Annotated in this window: 24 protein-coding genes; 12 read left to right on the top strand and 12 right to left on the bottom strand. The window is 47.2% G+C overall.

Annotated elements, in window-relative coordinates; translation table 11 throughout:
• Nucleotides 1-330 precede the first annotated feature (330 nt).
• Nucleotides 331-1623: an NCS2 family permease gene (locus QL234_RS30790; RefSeq protein WP_281561555.1), complete on the top strand. Its 1293-nt coding sequence runs from the start codon at nt 331-333 to the stop codon at nt 1621-1623.
• 464 nt (nt 1624-2087) lie between these two features.
• Here QL234_RS30790 and QL234_RS30785 read toward each other — a convergent pair whose 3' ends face one another.
• The 5 genes from QL234_RS30785 to dapA form a co-directional block, all read right to left on the bottom strand.
• On the bottom strand, nt 2088-2924 hold the full coding sequence (locus QL234_RS30785) for a glucosaminidase domain-containing protein (protein ID WP_281561554.1): 837 nt from the start codon (nt 2922-2924) through the stop codon (nt 2088-2090).
• An 8-nt stretch (nt 2925-2932) separates the two neighbouring features.
• Nucleotides 2933-3721, bottom strand: a complete 789-nt coding sequence (locus QL234_RS30780) for a hypothetical protein (RefSeq protein ID WP_281561553.1) — start codon at nt 3719-3721, stop codon at nt 2933-2935.
• Nucleotides 3722-3925: 204 nt separating this feature from the next.
• Nucleotides 3926-4465, bottom strand: coding sequence for a DUF1415 domain-containing protein (locus tag QL234_RS30775; RefSeq protein WP_281561552.1), 540 nt, complete (start codon nt 4463-4465; stop codon nt 3926-3928).
• 226 nt (nt 4466-4691) lie between these two features.
• Nucleotides 4692-5777, bottom strand: coding sequence for an outer membrane protein assembly factor BamC (bamC, locus tag QL234_RS30770; RefSeq protein ID WP_281561551.1), 1086 nt, complete (start codon nt 5775-5777; stop codon nt 4692-4694).
• The gene (gene dapA / locus QL234_RS30765; protein ID WP_281561550.1) at nt 5777-6679 is read right to left on the bottom strand and encodes a 4-hydroxy-tetrahydrodipicolinate synthase; all 903 of its coding nucleotides are present in this window, start codon (nt 6677-6679) and stop codon (nt 5777-5779) included. Before dapA ends, bamC begins: the two co-directional genes overlap by 1 nt.
• Nucleotides 6680-6942: 263 nt before the next feature.
• Between dapA and QL234_RS30760 the strand changes: the two genes are divergently transcribed.
• Nucleotides 6943-7470 (top strand): ACT domain-containing protein, encoded by a 528-nt coding sequence (locus QL234_RS30760; protein WP_044836014.1) that lies wholly within the window; start codon nt 6943-6945, stop codon nt 7468-7470.
• Nucleotides 7471-7514: 44 nt separating this feature from the next.
• Nucleotides 7515-7985 carry a thioredoxin-dependent thiol peroxidase gene (gene bcp, locus QL234_RS30755; RefSeq protein ID WP_281561549.1) on the top strand — a complete coding sequence of 157 codons (471 nt, stop codon included), beginning with the start codon at nt 7515-7517 and terminating at the stop codon, nt 7983-7985.
• Between the two features lie 25 nt (nt 7986-8010).
• Here bcp and QL234_RS30750 read toward each other — a convergent pair whose 3' ends face one another.
• Together QL234_RS30750 and QL234_RS30745 are read right to left on the bottom strand one after the other, a co-directional pair.
• Nucleotides 8011-8175, bottom strand: a complete 165-nt coding sequence (locus QL234_RS30750) for a hypothetical protein (protein ID WP_281561548.1) — start codon at nt 8173-8175, stop codon at nt 8011-8013.
• Nucleotides 8156-9034 (bottom strand): helix-turn-helix domain-containing protein, encoded by an 879-nt coding sequence (locus QL234_RS30745; RefSeq protein ID WP_281561547.1) that lies wholly within the window; start codon nt 9032-9034, stop codon nt 8156-8158. Before QL234_RS30745 ends, QL234_RS30750 begins: the two co-directional genes overlap by 20 nt.
• Before the next feature lie 448 nt (nt 9035-9482).
• Here QL234_RS30745 and QL234_RS30740 point away from each other — a divergent pair, with 448 nt between their 5' ends.
• Nucleotides 9483-12467: a M9 family metallopeptidase gene (locus tag QL234_RS30740; protein WP_281561546.1), complete on the top strand. Its 2985-nt coding sequence runs from the start codon at nt 9483-9485 to the stop codon at nt 12465-12467.
• A gap of 67 nt (nt 12468-12534) precedes the next feature.
• On the opposite strand, the gene QL234_RS30735 is transcribed toward QL234_RS30740, so the two are convergent.
• Entirely contained in the window at nt 12535-13608 is a 1074-nt protein-coding gene (locus QL234_RS30735) for an AI-2E family transporter (protein ID WP_281561545.1), read from the bottom strand.
• 8 nt (nt 13609-13616) lie between these two features.
• The gene (locus QL234_RS30730) at nt 13617-13838 is read right to left on the bottom strand and encodes a sulfurtransferase TusA family protein (RefSeq protein ID WP_044836011.1); all 222 of its coding nucleotides are present in this window, start codon (nt 13836-13838) and stop codon (nt 13617-13619) included.
• Between the two features lie 111 nt (nt 13839-13949).
• Here QL234_RS30730 and QL234_RS30725 point away from each other — a divergent pair, with 111 nt between their 5' ends.
• The 5 genes from QL234_RS30725 to QL234_RS30705 all read left to right on the top strand — a co-directional run bounded on the left by QL234_RS30725 (nt 13950) and on the right by QL234_RS30705 (nt 18886).
• A complete protein-coding gene (locus QL234_RS30725; protein ID WP_281561544.1) occupies nt 13950-14570 on the top strand; it encodes a hypothetical protein in 621 nt (206 codons plus the stop codon).
• A gap of 13 nt (nt 14571-14583) precedes the next feature.
• Nucleotides 14584-16032, top strand: coding sequence for a M48 family metalloprotease (locus tag QL234_RS30720; RefSeq protein WP_281561543.1), 1449 nt, complete (start codon nt 14584-14586; stop codon nt 16030-16032).
• Between the two features lie 95 nt (nt 16033-16127).
• The gene (gene arsC / locus QL234_RS30715; protein ID WP_281561542.1) at nt 16128-16469 is read left to right on the top strand and encodes an arsenate reductase (glutaredoxin); all 342 of its coding nucleotides are present in this window, start codon (nt 16128-16130) and stop codon (nt 16467-16469) included.
• Nucleotides 16470-16496: 27 nt separating this feature from the next.
• Complete coding sequence (locus QL234_RS30710) at nt 16497-16895, top strand: DUF2069 domain-containing protein (protein WP_281561541.1); 399 nt, start codon at nt 16497-16499, stop codon at nt 16893-16895.
• A 65-nt stretch (nt 16896-16960) separates the two neighbouring features.
• Nucleotides 16961-18886 carry a hypothetical protein gene (locus tag QL234_RS30705; RefSeq protein WP_281561540.1) on the top strand — a complete coding sequence of 642 codons (1926 nt, stop codon included), beginning with the start codon at nt 16961-16963 and terminating at the stop codon, nt 18884-18886.
• Nucleotides 18887-18997: 111 nt separating this feature from the next.
• On the opposite strand, the gene hda is transcribed toward QL234_RS30705, so the two are convergent.
• Together hda and QL234_RS30695 are read right to left on the bottom strand one after the other, a co-directional pair.
• The gene (gene hda, locus QL234_RS30700; RefSeq protein WP_281561539.1) at nt 18998-19708 is read right to left on the bottom strand and encodes a DnaA regulatory inactivator Hda; all 711 of its coding nucleotides are present in this window, start codon (nt 19706-19708) and stop codon (nt 18998-19000) included.
• On the bottom strand, nt 19705-20802 hold the full coding sequence (locus QL234_RS30695; protein ID WP_281561538.1) for a DUF2066 domain-containing protein: 1098 nt from the start codon (nt 20800-20802) through the stop codon (nt 19705-19707). Before QL234_RS30695 ends, hda begins: the two co-directional genes overlap by 4 nt.
• Before the next feature lie 193 nt (nt 20803-20995).
• Between QL234_RS30695 and purM the strand changes: the two genes are divergently transcribed.
• The 3 genes from purM to QL234_RS30680 are packed head-to-tail and all read left to right on the top strand — an operon-like array spanning nt 20996 to nt 23500.
• Nucleotides 20996-22042: a phosphoribosylformylglycinamidine cyclo-ligase gene (purM, locus tag QL234_RS30690; RefSeq protein ID WP_281561537.1), complete on the top strand. Its 1047-nt coding sequence runs from the start codon at nt 20996-20998 to the stop codon at nt 22040-22042.
• 3 nt (nt 22043-22045) lie between these two features.
• Complete coding sequence (gene purN / locus QL234_RS30685) at nt 22046-22690, top strand: phosphoribosylglycinamide formyltransferase (RefSeq protein WP_281561536.1); 645 nt, start codon at nt 22046-22048, stop codon at nt 22688-22690.
• 30 nt (nt 22691-22720) lie between these two features.
• Nucleotides 22721-23500 (top strand): DUF3108 domain-containing protein, encoded by a 780-nt coding sequence (locus QL234_RS30680; protein WP_281561535.1) that lies wholly within the window; start codon nt 22721-22723, stop codon nt 23498-23500.
• A gap of 58 nt (nt 23501-23558) precedes the next feature.
• On the opposite strand, the gene QL234_RS30675 is transcribed toward QL234_RS30680, so the two are convergent.
• Nucleotides 23559-24368: a class II glutamine amidotransferase gene (locus tag QL234_RS30675; protein ID WP_281561534.1), complete on the bottom strand. Its 810-nt coding sequence runs from the start codon at nt 24366-24368 to the stop codon at nt 23559-23561.
• Nucleotides 24369-24571 lie beyond the last annotated feature (203 nt).

Genomic DNA, 24571 nt, shown 5'->3' with positions numbered 1-24571 from the left:
ATTTTATTTTACATTTATTACATTACAGCAGTGCTAAAAGAGAGATCCTGGCACTGCTGATTGCAGAAAAAAACAGCGCTTAAAAATCCTGCAAAAAAAATCACAAAAATACAAACATCTCTTTTATTTTCAACACCTTAAAACAATAACGCTCGTTCCTAAAACTGGTTAACAAAACAACATTTCTTGTCACAAGTGTCAAAAAACAACCTTAATCGGTTAACGCCTATTGCCACAACGGCAAAATCCCCCTACAGTAGCTCAGGACTTTCCAGCGAATCTTGTCCTGGATCACAAAGATAATAACTATATGAATACGGAGCTTTAAATATGTTAGAAAGGTTGTTCCAGCTACAAGACCATAAAACCTCGGTCAAACAGGAGGTTATTGCCGGTTTTACCACTTTCCTCACCATGGCCTATATCATTTTTATCAACCCGGCAATGCTGGCAGATGCCGGTATGGATCAAGGGGCTGTTTTTGTTGCAACCTGTTTGGCGGCAGCGATAGGCTGCTTTATCATGGGCTTTATCGCCAACTACCCCATCGCCCTGGCTCCCGGCATGGGCCTGAATGCCTTTTTCACCTACACGGTTGTACTGGAAATGGGTTATAGCTGGCAGGTCGCCCTTGGCGGCGTTTTTATATCCGGTGTCGTCTTCGTGATCTTAAGCCTGGTCAATATCAGGGAGTGGATAGTCAACAGCATTCCCCATTCGCTCCGTTTTGGTATTGCCGCCGGTATCGGTCTATTCCTGGCGTTTATCGCCCTGAAAAATGCCGGTATCGTCGTCGACAGCCCGGCAACCTTTGTCACTTTAGGCTCTGTCACTACACTTGAGCCCATCCTTGCCGCCTTAGGATTATTTTTAATTGTCGGCCTGGCCAATCGCGGCGTAAACGGCGCCGTCATGATTTCCATCTTAGTGATCACCCTCATAGGCCTCATCGCAGGCAACATCAGCTATACCGGCATGGTCTCTATGCCGCCGTCGCTTGCCCCAACCTTTTTACAGCTCGATATTGCCGGCGCGCTGGAAGTAGGTATGCTCAGTGTGATCTTTGCCTTTTTATTCGTGGATTTATTTGATACGTCAGGCACCCTGATTGCCGTCGCCCAAAGAGGCAACCTGTTAGACAAAAACGGTACCCTGCCCCGCCTGGGTAAAGCCCTGCTTGCAGATTCCGGCGCAACCGTTGCCGGCAGTATGTTAGGTACTTCAACCACGACCAGTTATGTAGAAAGTACCGCAGGTGTCAGCGCCGGCGGCAGAACAGGCCTTACCGCCGTTATCGTGGGTATTTTATTCCTGTGCGCATTATTTTTCTCACCGTTGGCGGCCATGGTCCCGGCTTATGCCACCGCTGGTCCTTTATTCTTCGTGGCTGTGTTGATGCTCGCGGGATTAATCAATGTCGACTGGAGTGATCTATCAGAAGCAGTACCGGTTACCGTCACCCTGGTAACCATGCCGCTGACTTTCTCTATCGCCCAGGGCATCGCCTTTGGTTTTATCAGTTATGCTGCGGTACGTATTTTTAGCGGCCGTTTGAACGAACTGAACCTGAGCGTCACCTTCCTGGCACTGCTGTTCATTGCCAAGTTTGCCTTCTTCTCCTAAAAACTCATTTATCAAGTACGGCTGCCAGGCGGCCATACTTGAATTTATGCGGCTATAAAAGAGGAAACACTCCGTCCAATAATTAATAAGCTAACTTTCTGTAAATTGCCCCTGTTGACTTTAGTAACTTGCACTCCTGCCAACAAATACACAATTTCCCCTCTTCCGTTTAAAACGGTCCGGACACAGATACCGGCCCAGCTAGCTACACCTCCAATACCACAGTCCAAAAACGGGCTTCGTTGTCGCTAATGTCGATTCTTCGCGCTTGGGAGAAATATCTTTAAGGCTAGCGAAAGGTTTGCTGATCTTAAGTCGCTCTTATCCAGCAATAATACTTTCTAATGAGGGCATCAGAGCGGTTGCCACTGCCGTTAACACTACAAGTACCGGTAAATCGCCATAAAAAAGCCGTTAATACCAGATATTAACGGCTTATGATATCGGAATAGAGTTCCCTGCGCTTAATCAGCTTCTGTCGGCTCCAGGTAACTCTGGTTATGACGGATCATATTCGTCAGCTCAAGCACATAATCTGAGCCGCGCTCGGAATAAGGCACTAAACCGGTTGCCAGGATTTCAGGCCGCAAAGGCTGTTTTTCCAGCCTCAGCTGCGCCCTGATAGAGCGGAAAACATCATAGGCAGCATTGGTATTGATATTATGAATATAGCGCTGCACCGCCTGATCTATCGAGGTAAACGCGGCAACTTCATGGGTAGCACCGGATACCCGGCCGTTAGGCACCATGCCGCAGGAAGGACGGTAGCACCAGAGGCCAAAAAAGTTTAAACCGATACGGGCAAAGCGGGATGTACCCCAGGCGGACTCATTGGCAGCCTGGACCAATACCAGGGACACCGGCATTAAATCCACTCTTAGCAATAATTCATCCACTTGTGCTTTAAGGGATAACTTGCGGTCGATACGGTATTTCTCGCCGACATCTGCCAATAACGCACTGCCCTGGGCCCCCAGCTCGGCGCCCATGGCAAGTTTCACTTTAAGGGCCAACAACTGGTTGCGGATATCGTTTAATCGGTTATTTTCCTTGATAATCGCGGGACGAAGAAAATCAAAGAACTGGCGCTTCTTTTCTTTAACATCGCTGATCGCGGCAAAATCAGGCAAGCTAACATTATGCCTGGCCTGCTCTACCTGCGGCACGACAATTTCCGGGGGGATCTGCTCCTCTGTGATCACAGGAACCGAAGTCACCGGTTTTAAAAAAGTAAAAGGGGCGAGTAATACGGCTGCAAACATGGCTAAAAATAATACTTTAACAATTAATGATCCTTTCATTCTGACCCTCAGGCTGAAAATATATTATCGGTTGAATTGACGTCAGCCGCAGCTGTTTTTAATTTCATCCCGAAAATTTCACGATACAAGATCCCTTTGGTGTTATAGAACATAGGTGCAAGATAAGACAAACCAAATAAGAAAAATACGATGGCAATGATCGACATACTCGACTGTGCCAGCAATATCAAAGGTAAAGCAATCAACATCAGCACAGACATTAATGCCAGGTAGATACTGAAAAGTTTAAACCATTGAAAGCGTGTCGCCTTTACACACAACACTATAGCATTTAACGGCGACATGCGCTTTTCCACTACTAAAGGTATGGTCAGGGATAAAGCGACCGCCAAAAAGATCCCGGGCAAAATAAACAGCTGTAAACCTATGCTGATCAGCAAAGAAGTCAACAAAGCACAAAGTGCGACCCAGCTGCCGCGCCGTAAAAAGGCAAAAGTCAGTTTGGTCTGGGTTTTTAAACCCACGGCATGCAATACCCCCATCATTTCAATGCCGGCAATAAAAGGCCAGAGCACTAAAGTGATCACTATATTGAGGATCAAACCCGCCTGGGGATCATCAAAGACCTTTTCAACGCCGCCTAAAGACTGGGTAAGCAGCAGGGATACCAACATCCCCAGCAGGAAAACCAGGCTTAAACCGCCATTGATGGGGCCGCGGGAATGCCGGGTCAAACGCCAGGCTTCTTCCAGCACGTTTTTAACATCAAGATGATAATGACCCTTTAGCGCACTTTCGATATTACCGCCAATTTGTACAATTGAATCTTTATCCACGAAACTTCTTATCCTATAAAAAAGTTGCCCGCAACGCGGGAAAACTCACTGAAAAATGAATAACTCAGGGTAAACAGGTCGCCATTATACCGGAATTAATTAAAAATTGCTCATCCGGGCCAATCATGTACAAGCCCGCTAGTGTTTCAAGCGTAAAGCACTCTTGTGTAAAACACTTAAATATCAACAAGCCAGGAGGCGTGTTTATTGTTTTTTGATGCGCTTAAGCACGTTTTTAAAATATGTTGCCCCTTTTTCATGGGCGAGGGCAATATTATTTTCCGGAATAGCCTCCGGCTGCTGATAAACCGCCAATACCCGCTCCATGCTCGCTTCCCGGATCAAGTGGATGGTCGGATAAGGAGAGCGGTTGGTATAATTGGCGGCATCGTCGAGATCTTCCCCTTCAAAACAATAGTCGGGATGAAAACTGGCCAGCTGAAAAATTCCCTCATAGCCTGAGTCGACCAATAATTCATTGGCATAGTCGAGTAAATCCAGGTAGCGCTCAAACTGGCGAAACCCTGTACTGAAAATGACTAAACTGGTTTCCAGTTCATCGTGCTCTGACAGATATTGACATTGGACCATCAGCTCTTCTAAAGCCGGTTCTATCCGCCCGGCAGATGACACATGGTAATGAATGGTATCGTTAACAAATTCTTTTTTGGCAAACGGGCAGAAGTTTAAACCGATAACAATTTCGGCTAACCACTGCTTGGTTTGTTCAATGGCCGGATGCATAGAGCCCCCTTAAAATATTAAAATAAAATCACCGCTATCAAGCATCCGTGCGATCGCGTCAGTAGCTGCATGGATGCTGGAACTTAACTTACGTCTGGAACAAGTAAGTTGACCATAAATCCTCGGCTCTGGCTCCCTGCTTCACTCTATCTCCTGAGTCCCTTCAGTCGTATATATAAAAAAACTTCGCCGGAGCGAAGTTTTTTCAGCGAATGGCAAGCTTAATTTATAAAGGCGTTCTAAAAGATAAGCCTTCTTCCATCACATCATATACGTGCGTCAAAGTTGCCTGCGGCAACACCTTTCCATCGGCGTCATAGATAGTCACTGAAGTTTTATCTTCTATTTCTGCCAGCTCAAAGCGGTACTTGGCTTCATCAATATCAATCACAGGGATACCATCCCCCCAGATAGTGGCCCAGATGCTGTTGTCCGGCTTAACAAAATCGACAAAATAAATTTTCTTGCCTTCATTCATATCGGTAATATCAAAACCATACTTGCTAAAGAAAGCCGGCAGATTTGCCCATAACATGTCGGTTTTCATTTCAACGATATAGGCCGGCTCGGCTTCAGGGTTTTCACCGATACTCACCAGTTGCTGCGTGGCCCGCATCAGGCGGTTTTCTTTTTGTTGCAAACGGTATTTATAATCTACCTGGGCGACAATTTCGTTTAACATCGCCATTTCAGCTCTTTGCTGATCAATGGGATCTATGCTTTTGGTGCCACCGCTTTGATCTGTCTTCATATAATCAATCAGGGAAACCGTTAAAGAAACACTGCGCCCGTGAGGTTTCGCTTCCAGTTGGTAGCGAAAGCGCATGCTTTCTGACTGCTCCACTGTTTTGTAGGGCCAAAAACCCGACTCAACTTCACTGTGATACCAGTCAGACTCAAAGGTTTTCTGCTCGGCATCGACGACATTCAGGGCAACTTCATCGCCGTTTAGCTGCTCTTCGATGGCGCTGTAAATAAATAACGCCAGATCTTTATCTTCCACAACTTTGTCAAACCAGATAATCGCTTTATCTGAATCATTGACCACACGTGAAGAAGCAGCGACCGGCAATACCAGTGACGGCGCCCTGACATCGACATCGCTCCCCACAGGACCATCAAGGTTGATTTTATCAGAAACAAAATAATCGTTATATTGCGCCGGTTTTTTTAAACCTTCGGGTATAGTGATCACAGCAGCTTCTTGTTTTTCGGCATAGTCAAAATCACCGGCCGCCCGCTTGTTATCGACACTACTACATGATGCCAGGCTCAGCCCAAGCAAAGAAAAATAAAATACACGACGATTCATTAACACTCCTGCGGATATAAACCAGAATCTTTTAAAGTTTGTTCAATACAGTTTTTACCTGTTGACGACAAATCAACCAGGGGCAAACGTAAATGGGCATTATCTAATAACTTCAAACAATATAACGCCCACTTGGCGGCCATGGGACTGGATTCAATGAATAAGTTTTCATGTAAACCTGCCAGTTGCTTATCAAGCAATACCGCCTCTTTTATATCACCCGATGCCAGGGCCGCATGCACGGCCGCCATTTCCCTGGCCGCAACATTGGCGGTGACGGAAATAACCCCGTGCCCCCCCGCCTGACAAAATTCGACCGCAGTGGCATCATCACCGCTCAGTAAATGAAAGGGTTGCCGACATTTTTCCAGCAACTCTGCCACCCGGGTTAAATCTGCGGTTGCGTCTTTGATTGCGATAACATTATTAAGTTCCGATAACTTGATCACAATTTCATTACTGAGATCGCATAACGTACGTCCCGGCACATTATATAAGATCACCGGTAAGGAGGTTGCCCCGGCTATCGCGCTAAAATGGGCCAGCAACCCGGCCTCCGTCGGCTTATTATAAAACGGGGTTACCGTTAAATAGCCCTGGATCCCGGTGTCATTTAAGCGCTCGGTCAAGCGCACACATGCCAGCGTATTATTACCGCCATTACCCACCAGAATATCTATCCGGCCCGCGGCGATAGCAACCGCCGCTTTGGCCAAAGCAACTTTTTCGTCATCACTCAGGGTCGGTGATTCCCCTGTGGTACCGGCGATAACAACCGCAGAAGTACCCGATTGAATATGCCACTGGATTAACCTGTCTAGACCATCATAGTCAATTTCACCGTCGCCGTTAAAAGGGGTAATTAACGCGACTATACTGCCTGAAAACATCAATTTTTTCATTCATAACCTTAATTGCGCCCCATGGTACTTGGCTGATTTTACAAACACAAGGCAACTAAGATAAATATTAACAATAAGGCCTTAAATCTGAGATTTTCACCGGCGATCAGCCGCAGGCTTGTTTTTCTTTGGCGAAAATAAAGCCAAAAAGACGAATTATCCGCCAGCTTTTATTTTTCAAGCCGGACCGCGGGAAAAATTTTAGCGCTAAGACACATGTATGGGTTACAATTAATTTTTTCTTTTAATAACAGGTCTATGTCATGTCCCAGTATTTAGTTTTAACCGCTATGGGCGCGGATCGAACCGGCTGCGTTAGTGAATTAACTAAATTAGCGAGTGAGTGTGGCTGTAATATTCTCGACAGCCGGATGGCGATCTTTGGCCTGGAATTTACTTTTATCATGCTGCTCAACGGCGATAACCGCGCGATAGTGCAAATTGAAAATAAATTACCCGCCGTTGCCCATAGCCTGGATTTAATTACCATGATGAAACGGACCTCGGGTTACAAATCACAGGACTTTACCCATCATTACCAGGCGGAATATGCCGGTATTGACCAGCCGGGGGTGTTAAAAGCCATGACAGCATTTTTTGCCACCCGCAACATAGATATTTCCTCGCTAAAGTCGGAAATTGATCCGTTGAGCAATAATATGAGGGCACATATTTTATTTGCCCTGACAGAAAACACCGATATAAACACCCTGGAAAATGAGTTTTTACAGCTTTGTGAGCAAATCGATGTCCAGGGTTGTATCAAACAGGTAACTTCAAACTTATTATGATCCTTAGCCACCACTAAGGGGTTAACAGCAAGAGTAGAAAAATAATGAACACACTAAACGTAGGCGATAGCGCGCCGTTATTCACCCTTAAAGATGAAAATGACCAGGAGGTCAGCCTTGCCGATTATATCGGCAAGCAGCAGGTACTGGTCTATTTTTACCCTAAAGCCATGACCCCGGGATGTACGGTGCAGGCCCAGGGATTAAGAGACTCTAAGGCCGAGCTGGAAAAATTAAACACGAAAGTATTTGGCATCAGCCCGGATGAACCAAAACGCCTGGCGAAATTTTGCCAGCGTGACGAACTTAACTTCACCCTGCTCTCTGATGTTGACCATAAAGTCGCCGATGACTTTGGCGTTTGGGGTTTAAAGAAATTTATGGGTAAAGAATATGACGGTATCCACCGTTTGAGCTTTTTAATCGGCCTGGACGGTAAAATCAGCCATGTCTTTAACAAGTTTAAAACCAAGACCCATCATGAAGTGGTACTGGAAGTGTTAAAGACTCAGTAGTCCATAAGCTTGGTACTTAAGGTCGTTAACATCCCGGGGATACAATAAAAGCGGTAATATCGACCGATATTTGCGCTTTTATTGTATCCCCGCCTGCTTTTGGCAAGTCTGCGATGGCCAACTTATATCCTGCCACAAAAACTAAATCCACTGCTAACAAAGCCCCCGGTTCAGGGGTTGCTAAACTCATTACGAAATTCCTGTGGAGTTCTCTTATGTTCACGCTGGAAAATGTCATAAAAGCGGCTGATAGAGCCAAAACCCGCTTCCATGGCAATGGTCAATACCGCATGATTGGTATCTATCAGCAGGGCCTGTGCATGTTGCAAACGAAGCTTATTAATATATTGTTTGATTGACGTTTTCATCACACTATGAAATAACTTCATGGCATAATTAGGATGCAGTCCCGTTTCCCGGGCAACCTGGTCTATGGTGATTTTTTTATCATAGTTATCGGCAATATATTTTAAGATCACCCTGATATGGGAAAGTCCCCCCGATAAAGACTTTTTCCCCTGTTTTTTTACTGATGATGAAAGTTCAAAGGTGGTAAAGGGCTCAAGCGACATACGGCGGATGCGGTTTCTGATTTCATCTATCACCTGTGTCACTAAAGTAATTTTTTTTGTCGCCAGATCATGCTCCCATAGTTGAGTCAGAATTTGATCGCCCTCATGCAAGCGTTCCGCCACCAGCACTTCCCCGGAAAAGATCTCACTGATAAACTCATTTGAAAACTTCCATGATAAAAAAGCTTGCAGTGGAATGTAAATATTCACCATCTCTCCCTCCCCCTGCGCTGCTATCATCTGGTGCGGAATGCTGGCCCAAAAAAGTATCATACGCCCTTGCGGGACCCTGATTTTTTTGCCGTTGATTAAGTAATCTGCCGAACAATCAAATAAATAGTTTATTTCAATATGACCATGCCAATGACTCGTCGCCATTAATTGCGGTTTATGCCGTTGAAAGCCAAAACTGTCTTCATATCCCTGAGCTTGCAAGGGACTGCTTTCATTAATTTTTATTCTATTGATCCAATCCACTGGCACGAGTTCCTTTTGCTGAATACCCGCCTTACGCTAACTGAATACAGTATACAAAACAACCTAAAAACCTTTGTGGCGATAAGGACGCGGGTTCATCCCGGTGAGAAAATACGCACTTTTTAGCTTTAAAAGGCGTGTTTTTAATAACTTTTTGCTTGGAAACAATACGAATTCACTGACAGCCAGTGCTTAAATGGAGGCGGGTATATTGTATATCAAATTAAGTTTACGATTTGATGACAGCCTACCCCTAAATGAACATCTTTAAAAATACTTGCGGTTTGCACCTTATAAACGGCAACGAAAAAACTAAAGGTGATCATTTTTACATAAAACATGCTTTACCACGAAAATAATAAGATAAAGGATTTCAGACAATGAAAATGCACACCCCATCCAGCACCAGGCAAACGTTTTGTCATCCCCCGGCCGGGAGGATGAGATCATGATGATGAAAAAAACATTATCCATACTGTTAATAAGCACGTTAACGCCATCGGTGTTGGCCGCCAATAGTCCGGCAAGAGGTATTGATGCTGTAGCAACATCCGATCAAGTCGCCCATGCTGAGCATATCAGCTTTATTCCATCACAGGCCTTGCCGGCAAAGCACTATGATATCTCAGCACCAATCAAACTTGTCGAAGATAAAAAAAGTCCCCATAAGAGCAGTAAAGAGCAAGTCACCACCAGTACTTTATCAAGTACAACCGAAGCCAGTTGTAACGATAATGCCTTTATGACTTCCGGCAGTGCTTTGTTAGCGCAAATCAAAACTCAGGGATTTGATTGTGTCGGCCGTTTATTCACCGACGCCTCACAAGCCGTACGCCAGGGAACCTTCACACAAGCCAACATTCTCACGGTAGCCGACGAAACCAAAGCCAAGTCTGCCAGTTATAACGGCACAGATGGTGATAACTACTTCAAGGCGCTGCAATATTGGATCCGCGCCTTTTATTATTACGGCAACAGAGAGCTGTTAACACCCGAGAACCAGGCAGCAACCAGGGGGGCGATGGACACCCTGTTCAGCAACCCCCATATGTATGATAAAACCACTGAAAATGCCGATGTTATCGAGCTTGCCGTGGTCAACTTAAACAATGCCAGTATCCGTGAGCATTATATGGATGTGGTGCACCAGCTGCTCAATCGCTACGATGCCTCCTATGACAGTGTCAAAGGCTGGGGAGATGTCTTTGCCGAAGCGACCTGGGGCATACCCAGTGCCTGTGCCCGTTTTGCCGACTGCCGCAGCAATGAGCACAGCACCGCCCTTATCACTAAAATGGCCAACTTTATTCACGATAATATTGCCTGGCTCGACAAACCCTCCGCCGATTATCATTTACACAACCTGGGATACCAGTTGGCCAATATCTACAGCGGTAAAAATGACAGCCATTTTTCTGCTATCGAAGCAACGCTTGCCGGTGAGGTCACTAAAATATTCAATAGCTTCGGTCCGCTTAAAACCGATACCGGGCGCCGGGCTTATCTGCAGGTACTCAATGCCGTCGATTACCGGGGAAAATGCAGCAATTTTAATGTCTGCAACAAAAAAGACGATATTATTGCCTCGGTCTTAAACGACCGCATCAATTGCCCGTCCGGCACCCTGTTTATGTGGGCACAGGACATGAACCAGGAGCAGCTTGAATGGGCCTGTAACTCATTAAAAAGCCATGAGGACTACTTTCATGACACCATGAAAACCAACAGGACACCTGTCACCCCCGACGATAATGAATCGCTGCGTATGGTGGTTTTTAATAATGCCGCCGAGTGGCGTATTTATGGCGGGGTCTTATTTGGTGCCAGCACAGACAACGGCGGTTTGTATCTGGAAGGCGACCCAAGTACCGCCGGCGATCAGGCAACCTTTTTCGCCTATGAAGAAGTCCCAGCACGCCCGGTGTTTGATATCTGGAACCTGCGCCATGAATATATCCATTATTTGGACGGGCGTTTCATTACCCAGGGAGATTTTCACGATATCAACGGTGCCGGAAAAACCGTGTGGTACGGTGAAGGCATTGCCGAATATATTTCCCGCCGCAACTGTAACGACGGTGCGGCCAGTGAAGCGGCTGCCGGCACTTATGAGCTGAGCACGATTTTTGCCAACGAATACGGTGTCGGCCAGACCCGCATTTATGACTGGGGTTATCTTGCCTCCCGCTATATGTTCGAACGCCAAAACAGTACCTTTTTTAATATGCTGGAGACGTTTAAACAAGGTGATTATGCCTCCTACCGAAGCAATATGGTGGATAACTGGGTAAACAATAAAACCTTTGACAGTGACTTTAACAACTGGCTGCCAACCGTGACATCTTCGGGCTGCACCGTCGACAATACCCGCCCCCCTTCGCCGGTAGAACCTGTGAATGTCGATGATGTCCAGGGAGACGAGCAAACCGGGATTAATGCCTGTGCCCTTGGCCGTGCACGCGAGTCCCGCGATATCAGTGCCGGCGAGGCTATCTGCCTTGAAAATGCCAGCAACAATAACCAGGTGCAGATCGGTTTATATGTCCCGTCCGGATTGGTCAATGTCAGCCTGGAAATCACCCTGCGCCACGGCAGCGGCAACGGTAATTTGTTACACCGCTGGGATGCCCGCCCCAACGATACTACCTATGATCATATCTCAAACGGCCCCACCAATGACGAAACCATTTTAGTGCCGCAAGTGCAGCCGGGTTGGAATTATATCCATGTCCGCGCCGACAGTGCCTTTACCGACGCCACTTTACTGGCCCGTTACATACAAAACGACGACCCGGTCGACGATAATGTCCTGAAAAACGGCGTAAGCAAAAGCGTTAGCGGCAAAGCACAGGAAGAAGTGCACTTTACTCTGGAAGTACCCGCCAATACTGCCACCCTGAGCTTTGATACCAGCGGCGGCAGCGGCGACGCCGACATGTATGTCAGGTACGGTTCAGCGCCCGATATCAACAATTATGACTGCCGCCCTTATAAAGGTGGCAATGTTGAACATTGCACCATGGAAAACATTCAGGCAGGCACCTACTACGTAATGTTGCGTGGTTATAACGATTTCAACGATGTCAGCTTAGTGGCCAACTACAGCCTGGGCAGCAGCAATGGCAATAGCCTGGAAAACGGCGTGATCACCCTGGTGTCCGGTAATGCAAATCAAGAAAGTATCTACACTTTGCAAGTGCCGCCGGGTGCCACTAACTTAAGCTTTGCCACCAGCGACGGCACAGGCGATGTCGATATGCATGTCAAGTTCGGCTCAGCGCCGACTAAAAGCGATTATGATTGCCGCCCCTGGAAGGTAGGCAGTAATGAAACTTGCAATATCAGCAATGTCCAGGCGGGTACTTATTACGTCATGTTGCTCGGCTATAGCGATCATAGTGATATCAAGCTAGTGGCCAGTTATACCCCTTAAGTTATCGCCGGCAAGTCTATTTACCAGCTATTAAAAAAGGGCCGTTTCGGCCCTTTTTCATGCAAAATTAACTACTCTCCCCGACACTTTCCTGCTGACTGGTGGACCAGGCATTAATCACCGCCTTCACCAGGGTTGCCAGCGGAATGGCAAAAAATACCCCCCAAAAGCCCCATAAACCGCCGAATAAAATCACCGCAATAATAATGGTAACCGGGTGCAGGTTCACTGCTTCGGAAAATAAAATAGGTACCAGCAAGTTACCATCCAGTGCCTGGATAATGGCATAGGCGATCATCACATAACCAAATTCCGCACTGGTGCCCCACTGAAACAGCGCCACCAGCATCACGGGAAAAGTCACGATAGTCGCGCCGACATAAGGCACCAATACCGACAAGCCCACCAGTACCCCCAGTAAAACCGCATACTCCAGCCCCAGGAATATAAAGGTCACGGTAGAGACGGCGCCGATGATCAAAATTTCAATCACCTTACCGCGGATATAATTCATGATTTGCTGGTTCATTTCCCGGCCGACCTGGCTCGCCATGCGGCGTTCTTTCGGCAGGAAAACAACAAAAGCTGCCATCAGCTCTTCTTTGTCTTTTAAAAAGAAAAACACCATCAGCGGCACCAGGATCAGGTAAATCATCAGGGCGACAATATCAGATATCGAATTAAGCGATGCCTCCAGCACTATCTGGCCCCAGTCGAGCAGTTTTTCCTTCACCAGGTTGATTAACGTTTCGATTTGCTCCGCCTGGATAAATTCGGGATATTTCTCCGGTAAGGTCAGCAGATAACTTTGCCCGTGGGTGATCATTTGCGGCACTTCCTGCAACAAATTGCTGCTTTGCTGCCACATCACCGGCATCAATCCCAACAGGGCAAGCAGGGAAAAACCGATAAAACCCGAAACCACGGTTGTAACCGCAGTAGTGCGCGAAAAGCCGACTTTCATTAACTGGTTAGCGGGTAAATCAAGCAAGAAGGCAATGGCGATGGCAACAAACACCGGCATCAGCAAATGACTGAAAAAATAAATAAACATAAAAGCGCCGATCAGGATCACCGCCAGGGTGACGGCATGGGGATCGGAAAATTTGCGCTTATACCAGTCGGCGAACATTTGAACCATATACTTACTTACCTGTTTTTAATGTGTAATTCGAGCACAGCATTGCTTATATAGCGTACATTATATGGATATCCCTGCTTTTTTAGTAATTTAGGGATATCTTTTATCGAACCTTTATCGCTGATACGAATCAGACAAGCATCACCTTGTTGCATTTTTTTCAATATCACACGCATTTTAACCAGAGGCAGAGGACATTTATCAGCGGTTGCATCGTATTCATATAACATAGGAAATAATTAAAACAGCACTTTTGTTTAATTATCTAATTTGCGACAATTGATTACAATCATCTAATGGTACTTATTAATAAAGAATTTAGTGAGCAGTACGAGAGCCCAATGAGTGAATTTTTAAAAGCCCCCGCCCTTAAAGAAATTAATGCCAATAAACGTAAGCTCAACTGGGGGGAAGTGCCGGCCATTTATCACATGGTTTCTTCATCTGTCGGCGAGCTTGACGGCATCTTAACCCATGGTTTTGACAGCTCATATAAACACCTGCTTAATCGTGACACCTGGAATATGGATTTACTCGGTGGTTATACCGATAAAGACGGCAATCCTGCGGTAAAAATTAAACCGCAAATCAGCCTCAAGCACGTTTTTAATGAAATGGGTTACGAGTTGCACTGTTTCCCGATGATCCAGGGGGAGCGCCTTGACAGCACCCTGCTAAAAAACCCCTGGTGCCCGTTCCTGGCCTGGATACCGGAAACCATGCGCCGGTTATTTCGCATTAACTCCCTGCCGGCCTTTATTATTTACTCTATGGATAACGGCGACGAAGCCGATGTGGAATTAATAAAATATGCCTTTTTGAGGGTGGACAACCTCATTGATATTTTAAGGGGATCTTTTGATATCATAGAAATCGATGGTTTTAGCATCGCCGAGTTTTATCGTGATATTGAACGGCAAAAAGCAAACGACACGGTCAATGAAATACGTGACATCAACTAAACGGAAGACTATTTTGTTTACATTAAAACCCCTGTTAATCGCAATCGGCCTGACGGCTTTCACCGGACTTGCTTATGGCGAAGAAACCGATAAAAACCGGCTGCCGGAAATCGGTACCGCCGGCGGCAGTATTTTATCCCTGGATAAAGAGCAGCAAATAGGCGATGCCTTAAAACGTCAACTCAGGGGCACCCAGCCGATCATCAATGACCCGGTATTGATGGAATATATCAACGATCTCGGCAACCAACTGGTGAAAAACGCCATCGACGTCAATTACCCTTTTGATTTTTTTCTCATTAATAACAAAGAGCTTAACGCTTTCGCCTTTTTCGGCGGCCATGTCGGCGTTCACAGCGGTCTGCTGACCACCGCCGACAATGAAAGCGAACTGGCCTCGGTACTGGCCCATGAAATCTCCCACGTCACCCAAAGGCACCTCGCCCGGCGCTTAGAGGCCCAAAGCAGGAGCCGGCCTTTAACGACCGCGGGCATGATCTCCGGCGTACTGCTGACTCTGGTCAACCCGACTGTGGGTATGGCGGCGCTTTCCACCAGCATGGCGGCCCAGCAACAGGCGGGCATTAACTATACCCGCGGCAATGAAAAAGAAGCGGATCGCGTCGGCATCGCCCTGTTGGCCAACAGCAACTTTGACCCCCAGGCGGCGCCGCAATTTTTTGCCAAAATGGCCGAGCAATACCGCTATAAGAGCAAGCCGCCGGCCATGCTGTTAACCCATCCCTTGCCGGAGTCACGTATCTCGGATGCCAGGCTGAGGGCACAGAACTTTGCCCCGAATCCCCAGGCCCCTAAGCTCAGCTTTGAGCTGGCCAAGGCAAGGATACAGGCCAGGTATGAAGGTAACCCTAAGGACAATATCAAAAGCTTTAAGTACCTGATTGAAAAATCCAGGTACAAATTAAAGCCCGCCGCCGAATATGCCCTGGCGCTTTCTTATTTCGAAGACAAGCAATACCAGCAGGCAAAAACTATCCTGACCCGGTTGTTTGAGCAGGATAAAACCAATTTGTTTTATGCCGATACCCTCAGCGATGTTTATATCCAGTTGAAAGAATTTAAGCAAGGCATCAAGATGTTATCGGAATTAAACCTGCTCATGCCCAACAACCAGGTGGTGGCGCTCAACTATGCCAACCTGTTAATGGAAGCGAAAAAATATCAGCAGGCGGCCGATATTCTCAACGACTTCCTGCTGGTGAAGCCGGATAACTTCCTCGCCTATGACCTGCTAACCTCAGTCTATCGCCGGCACGGCAAAACTGCGTTAATGCATGTCAACCGCGCCGAAACCCTGGCACTGCTGGGTAATTACCAGCGGGCCATTGATGAGCTGCAAACCGGCTATGAATTTGCCGACGGCAAACCTTTGGTACAAAAACGCATCAAGGCCAGGGTATTGCAGTTCCAGGAGCAGGAAAACAGCCTGAAACGCTTATAATCATCCGGATATATTAACCCATTAACCTTTATGTCATAATGGCGTGTTATATAGCCATATTGATATTTATTGCAAAACCAAGAGATAAAAATTAAATGTTAACGATTTACCACAACCCGCGCTGCTCAAAAAGCAGACAAACCTTAGCCCTGATCGAAGATGCCAAGGCAGAAGTCAATATTGTCGAATACCTGAAAACGCCGTTAACCGAAGTGCAGATCAAAGAGCTGATGGCCCTGCTGTCGGTGCCTGCCATTGAGATGATGCGCACCAAAGAAGCGGAATTTAAAGAGCAAAACCTTAAAGGCGCCGACGAAGCGACCTTAATTGCGGCAATGGCGGCCACCCCTAAACTAATCGAGCGCCCGATTGTCGTGGCAAACGATAAGGCGGTGATCGGCAGACCTCCTGAAAACGTACTGGCCCTGTTGCCATAGAAATACCTTAGGTTTATCTAGAATACAATGAATAAACAACAAAGGTTTTCAACCCAAACGTTGAAAAAAATAGCCCTTAGCGGCTATTTTTCTTTACTGGTACTGATGCCCCTGTGGCTGGTGGTATTAAACCCCAGCCAGGGGTTGAGTCCGACATTATCCCTGGTAATGTTTACCCTGCCCCTGCTCTTTCCGATGAAAGGCTTATTGCAGGGTAATCCCTATACCTATGCCTGGTCGAACTTTATTGTCATGATCTATTATCTGCACAGCTTAACCACCTTATGGGTTTCCCCGGAAGATATGCTGTGGGCGGCACTGGAGTTTATCTTTGCCACTATGATGTTTCTTGGCGGCAGCTATTATGCCAAATATCGCGGCCAGGAATTAGGCCTGAGTATCAGGAAGAAAAAAGAACAAGAGTAAGCCGTTCAGCTTGTTTTTTAGTGAAGCTAAGGGCTTTAAGCGACGTAAAAAGTAAAGGAATCACCATGAAACAATTGTTACTGCCTGTGTTAGTTACTTGCCTGTTAAGCGGCTGTAACGGCTCATCGTCTTCGGATAACAGCGGCAACGGCTCCGATACTCCGCTGCTCCAGGACAATTATCAGAAAAATTCATTGATCGCCTTTGATGACAATATCAAGGTCAACCAGGCGGTGGATTTGTTCTTATATTACCCGGACGAGTCAGTAACGAATATTTTATGGCAGCAGACCAGCAGTGAACCGGTGACCTTGTTAAGCAACACCAGCAAGGCCATCGCCTTTACCCCGCTGACCCCGGGAAATTACAGTTTCCAGGTTTCCTTTAACCTTAACGGCACTAGCCAAACCTTATCCCATAGTATCAATGTCAGTGAAGGCGACAACTATATTAATGCCCGCCTCGGCCACGTGGTACAAGAAGGCAATAAAGTCTCCCTGCGCGCCGAAGTCGCCGCCGAGCTCGACAGCGCCAGTATCCGCTGGCAACAAAAGTCCGGCCCGAGCCTGAGCTTGACCGGCAGCTCGCTGACCGGGGATGTGGCGATCTTTTTTGACAGTCCAGAGGTTAGTCAGGATACTCTGGTAGAGTTTGATGTTTCAATTACACAAAACGGTATCAGCTACCTTGATACTGTGGCCGTGTTAATAGAAGACAGTCCGGTTATCCCGAATAATGCCTATTTCGAAGAGCGCCTGGCCAGTGTGTTTCCCTACCAGGCCAACAGCGATTACGCCGACGCCCTCGAACCTTGCCTTTATTCCAACCAGTTAAGCAGCTCCTGCACCTTAGGGCGCCTGCCCCTGATAGGACAGCAGACCCCGGCCCCAGAGATAGACGACATCATGGACCGGGTACTGGTATCCCATGCCTGGATGGGGGACAGATTCCGGGAGTTTTTAGAAACCAATGATCCCCATGGCGATTTTCGCAGCATGTTACAGGCCACCACAGGCGTGGTGATCTCTTACGATATCCGTCCTTCTTTTTATTGGGCCGCCACCGGGGCCATTTACCTTGATGCCGATAATTTCTGGTTAACCGCCGATGAAAGAGACACCATCAATGCCGCGCCGGATTATCGCAGCGATTTTGGTAAAGACCTGCAATTTGCCATGCCCTGGCGCTATATCAAAAATAACGATTATGCCAGCGAGTCGGTGGCCGCCGACAGCCGGGAAAACCGCAGCAGCCAGGACGGTTTATACCGCTTAGCCGCCCTGATGTACCACGAGCTGACCCATGCCAATGATTTTTTCCCCAGCAGTTCATGGCAGAGTTTTAATCTCAATACCCGGGTTTTGGATGCGGCTTTAGCCTCAAGTACCCAGTCAGACCAACTCGCCGTGGCCTACCCGCTGCACAGCGACAATATGCGTGCCCTGGCCCAGGTCAGTTTCGGCGACGGCAATGCCAGCAATACACAAAAAGCCTACAGCCCCTCGGATGTCAGCGGATTTTTTAGTAGCGATCAGGCAACAGATTTTTATAACTATTCTTCTGAGCGGGAAGATTATGCCATGTTGTTCGAAGAGCTGATGATGTATAGTCGCTACGACATAGTGCGTGATGTGGCCGTCACCAACCAGCCCACGGGTGAGGTGATTTTCGCCGACGACTATATAGTGAACTGGGGACAAAGAGGACGGATCGGCGAAGATAATATCAAGCCCAGGGTCAGCTATGTCGCCCGCCGGGTATTACCGGACTTTGACGCTGATAGCGTGATCAATAACCTGCCCGCCCCTATTGCCATGACAGCAGGCAATAATTGGGTGGAAAACTTAGGCATCAGTCCGGCATCAAGAGTTACCCTGGAAAAAAACCTGAGCTTTGCCCAGACCCTGGAGCAAATTTCCCATCGGCAAGTGATCCGGCGTGAATATGTCAGGGCTTTGCCTTATTATGAAAAGCCCTTGCCTAAACACTAAGAGCCTAAACACTAAGAGCCCAAACACTAAATTTAGCTAAGACAGGGCATAACGCCCTGCTCTTAAATTTGTGCTAACAATAGCTCTTAAAACCCTTAAACTTGCTCTGGCTTATAAAAGAGTTTCTTTAATAAAAGGAATGGTAATTTTACGCTGTTCCCGGATAGAGGCCTTATCCAAAATATCCAGGGTTTTGATCAACGAACGCATATCCCGGCTTAACCGGTTGAGCAGAAATTTCACCACATCATCATGTAAAATCAGCCCGCGCTGCAACGCCCGGTACTGCAACGCCTTAATTTTTTCCGCATCGGAAATCACCTTGACCTGCTCGGTATAACCCCAGCCGATGCGGGAGACAAGATCCGGCAAGGTAATACCCAGTTGCTGGGCACTCTGGTTGCCTGTGATCAACAAACGCTTATTTTGCTCCACCACGCGATTATATAAATCAAACACCGCCTGTTGCCAGATATCGTCACCGGCAATAAGGTGCAGATCGTCAAGACAAATTAAATCGATTTGCTCCAGCCCGTCCAGCATTTCCACCGATAACAGCTTCAATTCGGAAAAAGACAGACACAGGGAAGATTTCCCGAGCAAAGCAGCATAGGCACTGCTGGCATGCAAAAGGTGGGATTTGCCCACCCCGCCAATGCCAAACAGATAAAAACCGTGGGGCTGACTTTCCAGCGCCGATTTACCGTCAATAAAGTCCTGCAGCTGTTTTACCACCGCCTGGTTGGCTTCACTCTGAAAACTGTCAAAGTTTTCATCATCGGGTAGCTGCACCGCCAGTGCTAATTGGGCAACCTGCTTCATGACTTACCCCAATAAAAAACCGGGACATCGTCCGGACGAACTTCCGCCAGCGGATCTATATGCTGTTGCAGCAATTTATTCAGTTTAAGGGAAGCAAGCAGCGCCTGTTTACCGCCAAGCAGACTCAGGCTGAACCTGCGGTTTGTGCCCCGGGCGCTGACTAAACGCACCGACTGCACCGAAGATAACTTTTCCAGGAACTGCGACACCGCCATATAGGTTTGTAATGAGTCGACATTGGCGACATCAAGCAGCAACTCGTTGTCCATAGACGGCGACTGGGCATATCCCTGATAAATGGTCTGGGTGATCTCCGCCAGGGCCTGCTCAATCAATTGTCCGGCATTATTGCTCTGACGCCGCTGACCAAAAACCTGTTTATCCGTCAGCAAACTCCAGTCCAGCACCAGGTTATTTTCCTGGCACAAGATGCAGTCTTGTTCATCTTCGCTTTGGGGGATTTGCGGCAACAAACTGGAGTTGGAGACCCGGATCACTACTATGGCTTCCGGGTAATAACGCTCTGATGCGGCCCGCACCGGCTCGGCAAAACGACCCCAGATATCAGAGGTTTGCACCTGGCTGGCATCGGTTAAATCCATTAACGGCATAATCACCGGCAAGCCCCTTTGCCGTGCGTAATCGGTGGCAATCCCAGGCAAAGGCGAGCGCGAGGAAGAAGATAAAATGCTACGCTCCAGCCCCTGCTCCTCGACTAACCACAATAATACCTGGGGACGTAAGTTCCCCCATAAGGATAACTGCGCCTGCTGAAACAGGGCGTTGATCTTGTGCTCATCAAACGTCGCCTGCAGCACCAGCTTATTTTTAACCGGACCATTTTTTGTTGGATAAGAAACAAGACGCTCATAAGTATATTGGCTCAGGTATTGCTGATGTTTGGCCACCGCCTGTTTGACAACATCATTGTCTACCGCAGCCTCCTGGCCGGAAACTTTAACAATCACCGAGCGCAGCGCCTGCTTTAATGCACGGTTTCTTTCGGCTTTCGCCTGGGAGTTCACAGGCACCTTGGCCTGGTATAAATCTTTGACTTCAACCGCCTGAATAGCGGCCGAGCATAAAAAGGTCAAAAGCAGTGTGCAAAATCTAATCATATAAAGGAGACGAATCAATTTCATATTCAAGATCTTATCATATTGCACAAGAATTTTATCCCCTATTTATTGCCTTGGGAAAATAATTTATTTTAATGATACTAACCTCCCGCCCACGCTGCTAGAATATGCACCTTTAAAATCTGTCGGTTATTTTTTGAGGTTTCCCGTGAGCGAACAAAAACAGTCCTTAAGTTATAAAGATGCTGGTGTAGATATAGATGCAGGCAATGCCCTGGTCGAGAACATTAAGGGGGCTGTTAAACGCACAACACGCCCTGAAGTAATGGGGGGTTTGGGGGGCTTCGGCTCAGTATGCCAGCTACCTACAGGTTATAAAGAACCGGTACTGGTTGCCGGTACCGATGGCGTCGGTACTAAACTGCGCCTGGCAATCGATTTGGAAAAACATGATACCGTGGGCATTGACCTGGTGGCCATGTGTGTCAATGACCTGATTGTCCAGGGCGCCGAGCCGTTATTCTTCCTTGATTATTACGCCACCGCCAAACTTGACGTTGACGTGGCCTCCAATGTCGTCAGCGGCATTGCCGAAGGCTGTATCCAGGCAGGTTGTGCCTTGGTCGGTGGTGAAACAGCGGAAATGCCGGGCATGTACCACAAAGGCGATTACGATATCGCCGGTTTCTGTGTCGGCGTTGCAGAAAAATCCCGCCTGCTTGACGGCAGCAAGGTTGCCGCAGGCGATCAGCTGATAGCCTTAGGCGCTTCGGGTCCTCATTCCAACGGTTATTCCCTGATTCGTAAAGTGCTGGAAGTAAACAACACAGACACCAATGAATTGTTAGACGGCAAAGCCATCGGCGAGCACTTGCTGACACCGACCAAAATCTATGTCAAATCTGTGCTGGCGTTATTAAAAGAAGTGGATGTTCATGCCCTGTCGCATATTACCGGCGGCGGTTTCTGGGAAAATATCCCCCGGGTATTACCACAAAACACAAAAGCTGTGATCAACAAAACCTCCTGGCAATGGCCGCAAATCTTCAACTGGCTGCAGGAAAAAGGCAATATCAGCGAACACGAAATGTACCGCACCTTTAACTGCGGCGTTGGCATGATCATCGCCGTACCAAGCGACAAACTTGAAGCCAGCTTGGAAATCTTAAAGGCACAGGGTGAAAATGCCTGGCACATCGGCGCTATCGACAACGCAGCCGCCGATGAAGAACAAGTTGAAATGAACGAGGGCTAAGGCATGCCGAGTCGAATTCTGGTGTTAATTTCAGGCAGCGGCAGCAATTTGCAAGCCCTGCTTGATGCCAGCGGCGCCGATGATTATCCCGGTGAAGTAGTGGCGGTGGTCTCCAACAAGGCAGACGCTTACGGTTTGACCCGGGCGGAAAATGCCGGTGTTGATGCCATCACTTTATCCCATACCAGCTTTGACTCCAGGGAAGCCTATGATCAGGCGTTAATTGAAAAAATTGACGCCTATCAGCCGGACCTGGTGGTATTGGCCGGTTTTATGCGGATCTTGACGCCGGGCTTTGTTCAACATTATTCTGGAAAATTATTGAACATTCATCCATCTTTGTTGCCCAAGTATCAGGGATTAAATACCCACCAACGCGCAATCGATGCCGGCGACAAGGAACATGGGGTCAGTGTCCATTTTGTTACCGAAGAGCTTGATGGCGGTCCGGTTATATTACAGGCAAAAGTTCCGGTGTTTCCCGGAGATGAAGCAAGTGATCTCGCCAGCCGTGTCCACGAACAGGAACATCGCATCTACCCCTTAGTGGTAAAATGGTTCTGTCAGCAGAGATTATGCATGTTAAATGATCAGGCGCTACTCGATAACCAGGCTTTACCTGTATCGGGTTACGCCAGCGATGAGTAATAAAAAGAACTAAGTTCAAGAGGTAGTAACATGTTGAAAAAATTATATCCTTTGTTTGTCGCGGCGCTTTGTCCGTCCTTTTCGGCCTTTGCCGGTGAGCCAGCAGCAAATGATATAGGAGTAAAACCTTTTACTGCCTCCTACAGCATTATTCATAAAGACGATCCCGTGGGCACTGCCAGCCGCCAGCTAAGCTACCAGGAGGATGGCAGCGCCCGCTATAGCTACAGTACAGATATTGAATGGCTGATCTTTTCTGATACCCGAAAAGAGTCATCCATTGTCCAAGTCAAAAATAACAAGGTTATCCCCCAACATTATAAGTACGACCGGGAAGGCACCGGCCGCGACAAGCATTATGAATGGCAGTATGACTTTGCCAATAACAGTGCTTTTGATGTCAAAGAGCAACAGGCGATTAAGGCTGATTTCAGCCAGAACCTGCAGGATCCCCTGAGTTATCATTTACAAAACCGCCTCAATTTATTGGCGCATCCAGAGCAAAAACATTTTGTCTATCCGGTGATCAAAAGCTCCGGAAAAATCAAGAATTATGTTTACCAGTATGACGGCGAAGAAGAATTGCTCCTGCCCTACGGTTTGGTAAAAGCGGTGAAATTCAAACGGGAAGTGGTGGACAAGAAACGTATCACCTATGCCTGGTTTGCTCCTGAACTGGACTACCTGCTGGTAAAACTCTTTCAGGTGAAAGCCGGGGTTAAACAATTTGAAGCCCAGTTAACAGACTTAAAGGTAGACGGCAAAGCAGTCACAGCCTCGCTACCTTCGAAAGAAAAACAGCCTCATTAATCCCCCTTGCTTACCAATTTTAGGGTAACGAACATTCGTTACCCTTCTCCAGGTAAAACTATTCCGCCTTACTGGTTTCAGCTACCGCCATTTGCCCGCAAGCAATAGATTCCCCCAGACAAAACAATTGCCACTGCCCCGGCAACATTTTATGCCAGGTTTCATCATCCGTCAGCGGCTGGGTGGCAATCACCGTCACTATATCTTTATCACTGGTTTCCTGCTTAAAATCCACCAGCATTTCAGCATCGATCAAACTGGCTCTGCCAAAGGGCGCCCGGCGGGTGATCCAATGTAAATTATTCGAGCAAAAGGCAAACAGACTTTCACCGTTGGTGATAATGACATTAAACACCCCATATTGATTGATACGTTCACTCAAGCTAGCAATAAAAGCAAATAACTCGCAAGCTGGCGGCTGTTGGTCACCAAACTGGTAATGAATTTGATCCAATATCCAACAAAAGGCATGCTCACTGTCTGTAGTACCAACGGGTAAATGCAGCTTCACCGGGAAAGTTTCCATGAAACCTTTTAGCTGACCGTTGTGGGCATAAGTCCAGTTCTTGCCCCACATTTGCCGGGTAAAGGGATGGGTATTTTCCAAACAAACGGCACCGGAATTGGCCTGACGGATATGACAAATCACCGCTTCACTTTTGATAGGGTATTCCGTGACCAGCCGGGCAATGGGAGAGTGGGCGCTGGGCATAGGATCTTTAAAACTACGACAACCTTTGCCTTCATAAAAAGTCACTCCCCAGCCATCTTTATGGGGACCGGTATTACCGCCCCGCTGCATTAAGCCGGTAAAACTAAAACAGATATCGGTGGGGACGTTGGCACTCATAGCGAGCAATTCACACATAAATTTAATACCCTTAAATGAATATATTCTTTTAATTAAGTTGCCGATAAAGCCATTTTAATATGCCAGAAAAAGGCTCTTAGCATAATAGTAATTTACCCTGTTATGAGTGCAAGATCATCAGTAAAAAATGGATCGAAAATAGAAAGGAAATTTATGAGGTTAGCAGATTAAAGTGACTGATGATTCATCCACCTTAATCT

The sequence above is a fragment of the Thalassomonas sp. RHCl1 genome (assembly GCF_947387555.1).
In the GTDB taxonomy this organism is placed as follows: Bacteria; Pseudomonadota; Gammaproteobacteria; order Enterobacterales; family Alteromonadaceae; genus Thalassomonas.
This window is presented reverse-complemented; position numbering and strand designations above follow the sequence as displayed.

Excerpts from the sequence above, each read along its gene's own strand:
- dapA (WP_281561550.1), bottom strand. The coding sequence starts at position 6,679 with ATGAAAAAATTGATGTTTTCAGGCAGTATAGTCGCGTTAATTACCCCT.
- QL234_RS30710 (WP_281561541.1), top strand. The coding sequence starts at position 16,497 with ATGAATAAACAACAAAGGTTTTCAACCCAAACGTTGAAAAAAATAGCC.
- QL234_RS30680 (WP_281561535.1), top strand. The coding sequence starts at position 22,721 with ATGTTGAAAAAATTATATCCTTTGTTTGTCGCGGCGCTTTGTCCGTCC.
- QL234_RS30725 (WP_281561544.1), top strand. The coding sequence starts at position 13,950 with ATGAGTGAATTTTTAAAAGCCCCCGCCCTTAAAGAAATTAATGCCAAT.
- arsC (WP_281561542.1), top strand. The coding sequence starts at position 16,128 with ATGTTAACGATTTACCACAACCCGCGCTGCTCAAAAAGCAGACAAACC.
- QL234_RS30785 (WP_281561554.1), bottom strand. The coding sequence starts at position 2,924 with ATGAAAGGATCATTAATTGTTAAAGTATTATTTTTAGCCATGTTTGCA.
- QL234_RS30675 (WP_281561534.1), bottom strand. The coding sequence starts at position 24,368 with ATGTGTGAATTGCTCGCTATGAGTGCCAACGTCCCCACCGATATCTGT.
- QL234_RS30790 (WP_281561555.1), top strand. The coding sequence starts at position 331 with ATGTTAGAAAGGTTGTTCCAGCTACAAGACCATAAAACCTCGGTCAAA.
- QL234_RS30740 (WP_281561546.1), top strand. The coding sequence starts at position 9,483 with ATGATGATGAAAAAAACATTATCCATACTGTTAATAAGCACGTTAACG.
- QL234_RS30760 (WP_044836014.1), top strand. The coding sequence starts at position 6,943 with ATGTCCCAGTATTTAGTTTTAACCGCTATGGGCGCGGATCGAACCGGC.
- QL234_RS30775 (WP_281561552.1), bottom strand. The coding sequence starts at position 4,465 with ATGCATCCGGCCATTGAACAAACCAAGCAGTGGTTAGCCGAAATTGTT.
- QL234_RS30705 (WP_281561540.1), top strand. The coding sequence starts at position 16,961 with ATGAAACAATTGTTACTGCCTGTGTTAGTTACTTGCCTGTTAAGCGGC.
- hda (WP_281561539.1), bottom strand. The coding sequence starts at position 19,708 with ATGAAGCAGGTTGCCCAATTAGCACTGGCGGTGCAGCTACCCGATGAT.
- bcp (WP_281561549.1), top strand. The coding sequence starts at position 7,515 with ATGAACACACTAAACGTAGGCGATAGCGCGCCGTTATTCACCCTTAAA.
- QL234_RS30730 (WP_044836011.1), bottom strand. The coding sequence starts at position 13,838 with ATGTTATATGAATACGATGCAACCGCTGATAAATGTCCTCTGCCTCTG.
- QL234_RS30735 (WP_281561545.1), bottom strand. The coding sequence starts at position 13,608 with ATGGTTCAAATGTTCGCCGACTGGTATAAGCGCAAATTTTCCGATCCC.
- purN (WP_281561536.1), top strand. The coding sequence starts at position 22,046 with ATGCCGAGTCGAATTCTGGTGTTAATTTCAGGCAGCGGCAGCAATTTG.
- bamC (WP_281561551.1), bottom strand. The coding sequence starts at position 5,777 with ATGAATCGTCGTGTATTTTATTTTTCTTTGCTTGGGCTGAGCCTGGCA.
- QL234_RS30750 (WP_281561548.1), bottom strand. The coding sequence starts at position 8,175 with ATGAGTTTAGCAACCCCTGAACCGGGGGCTTTGTTAGCAGTGGATTTA.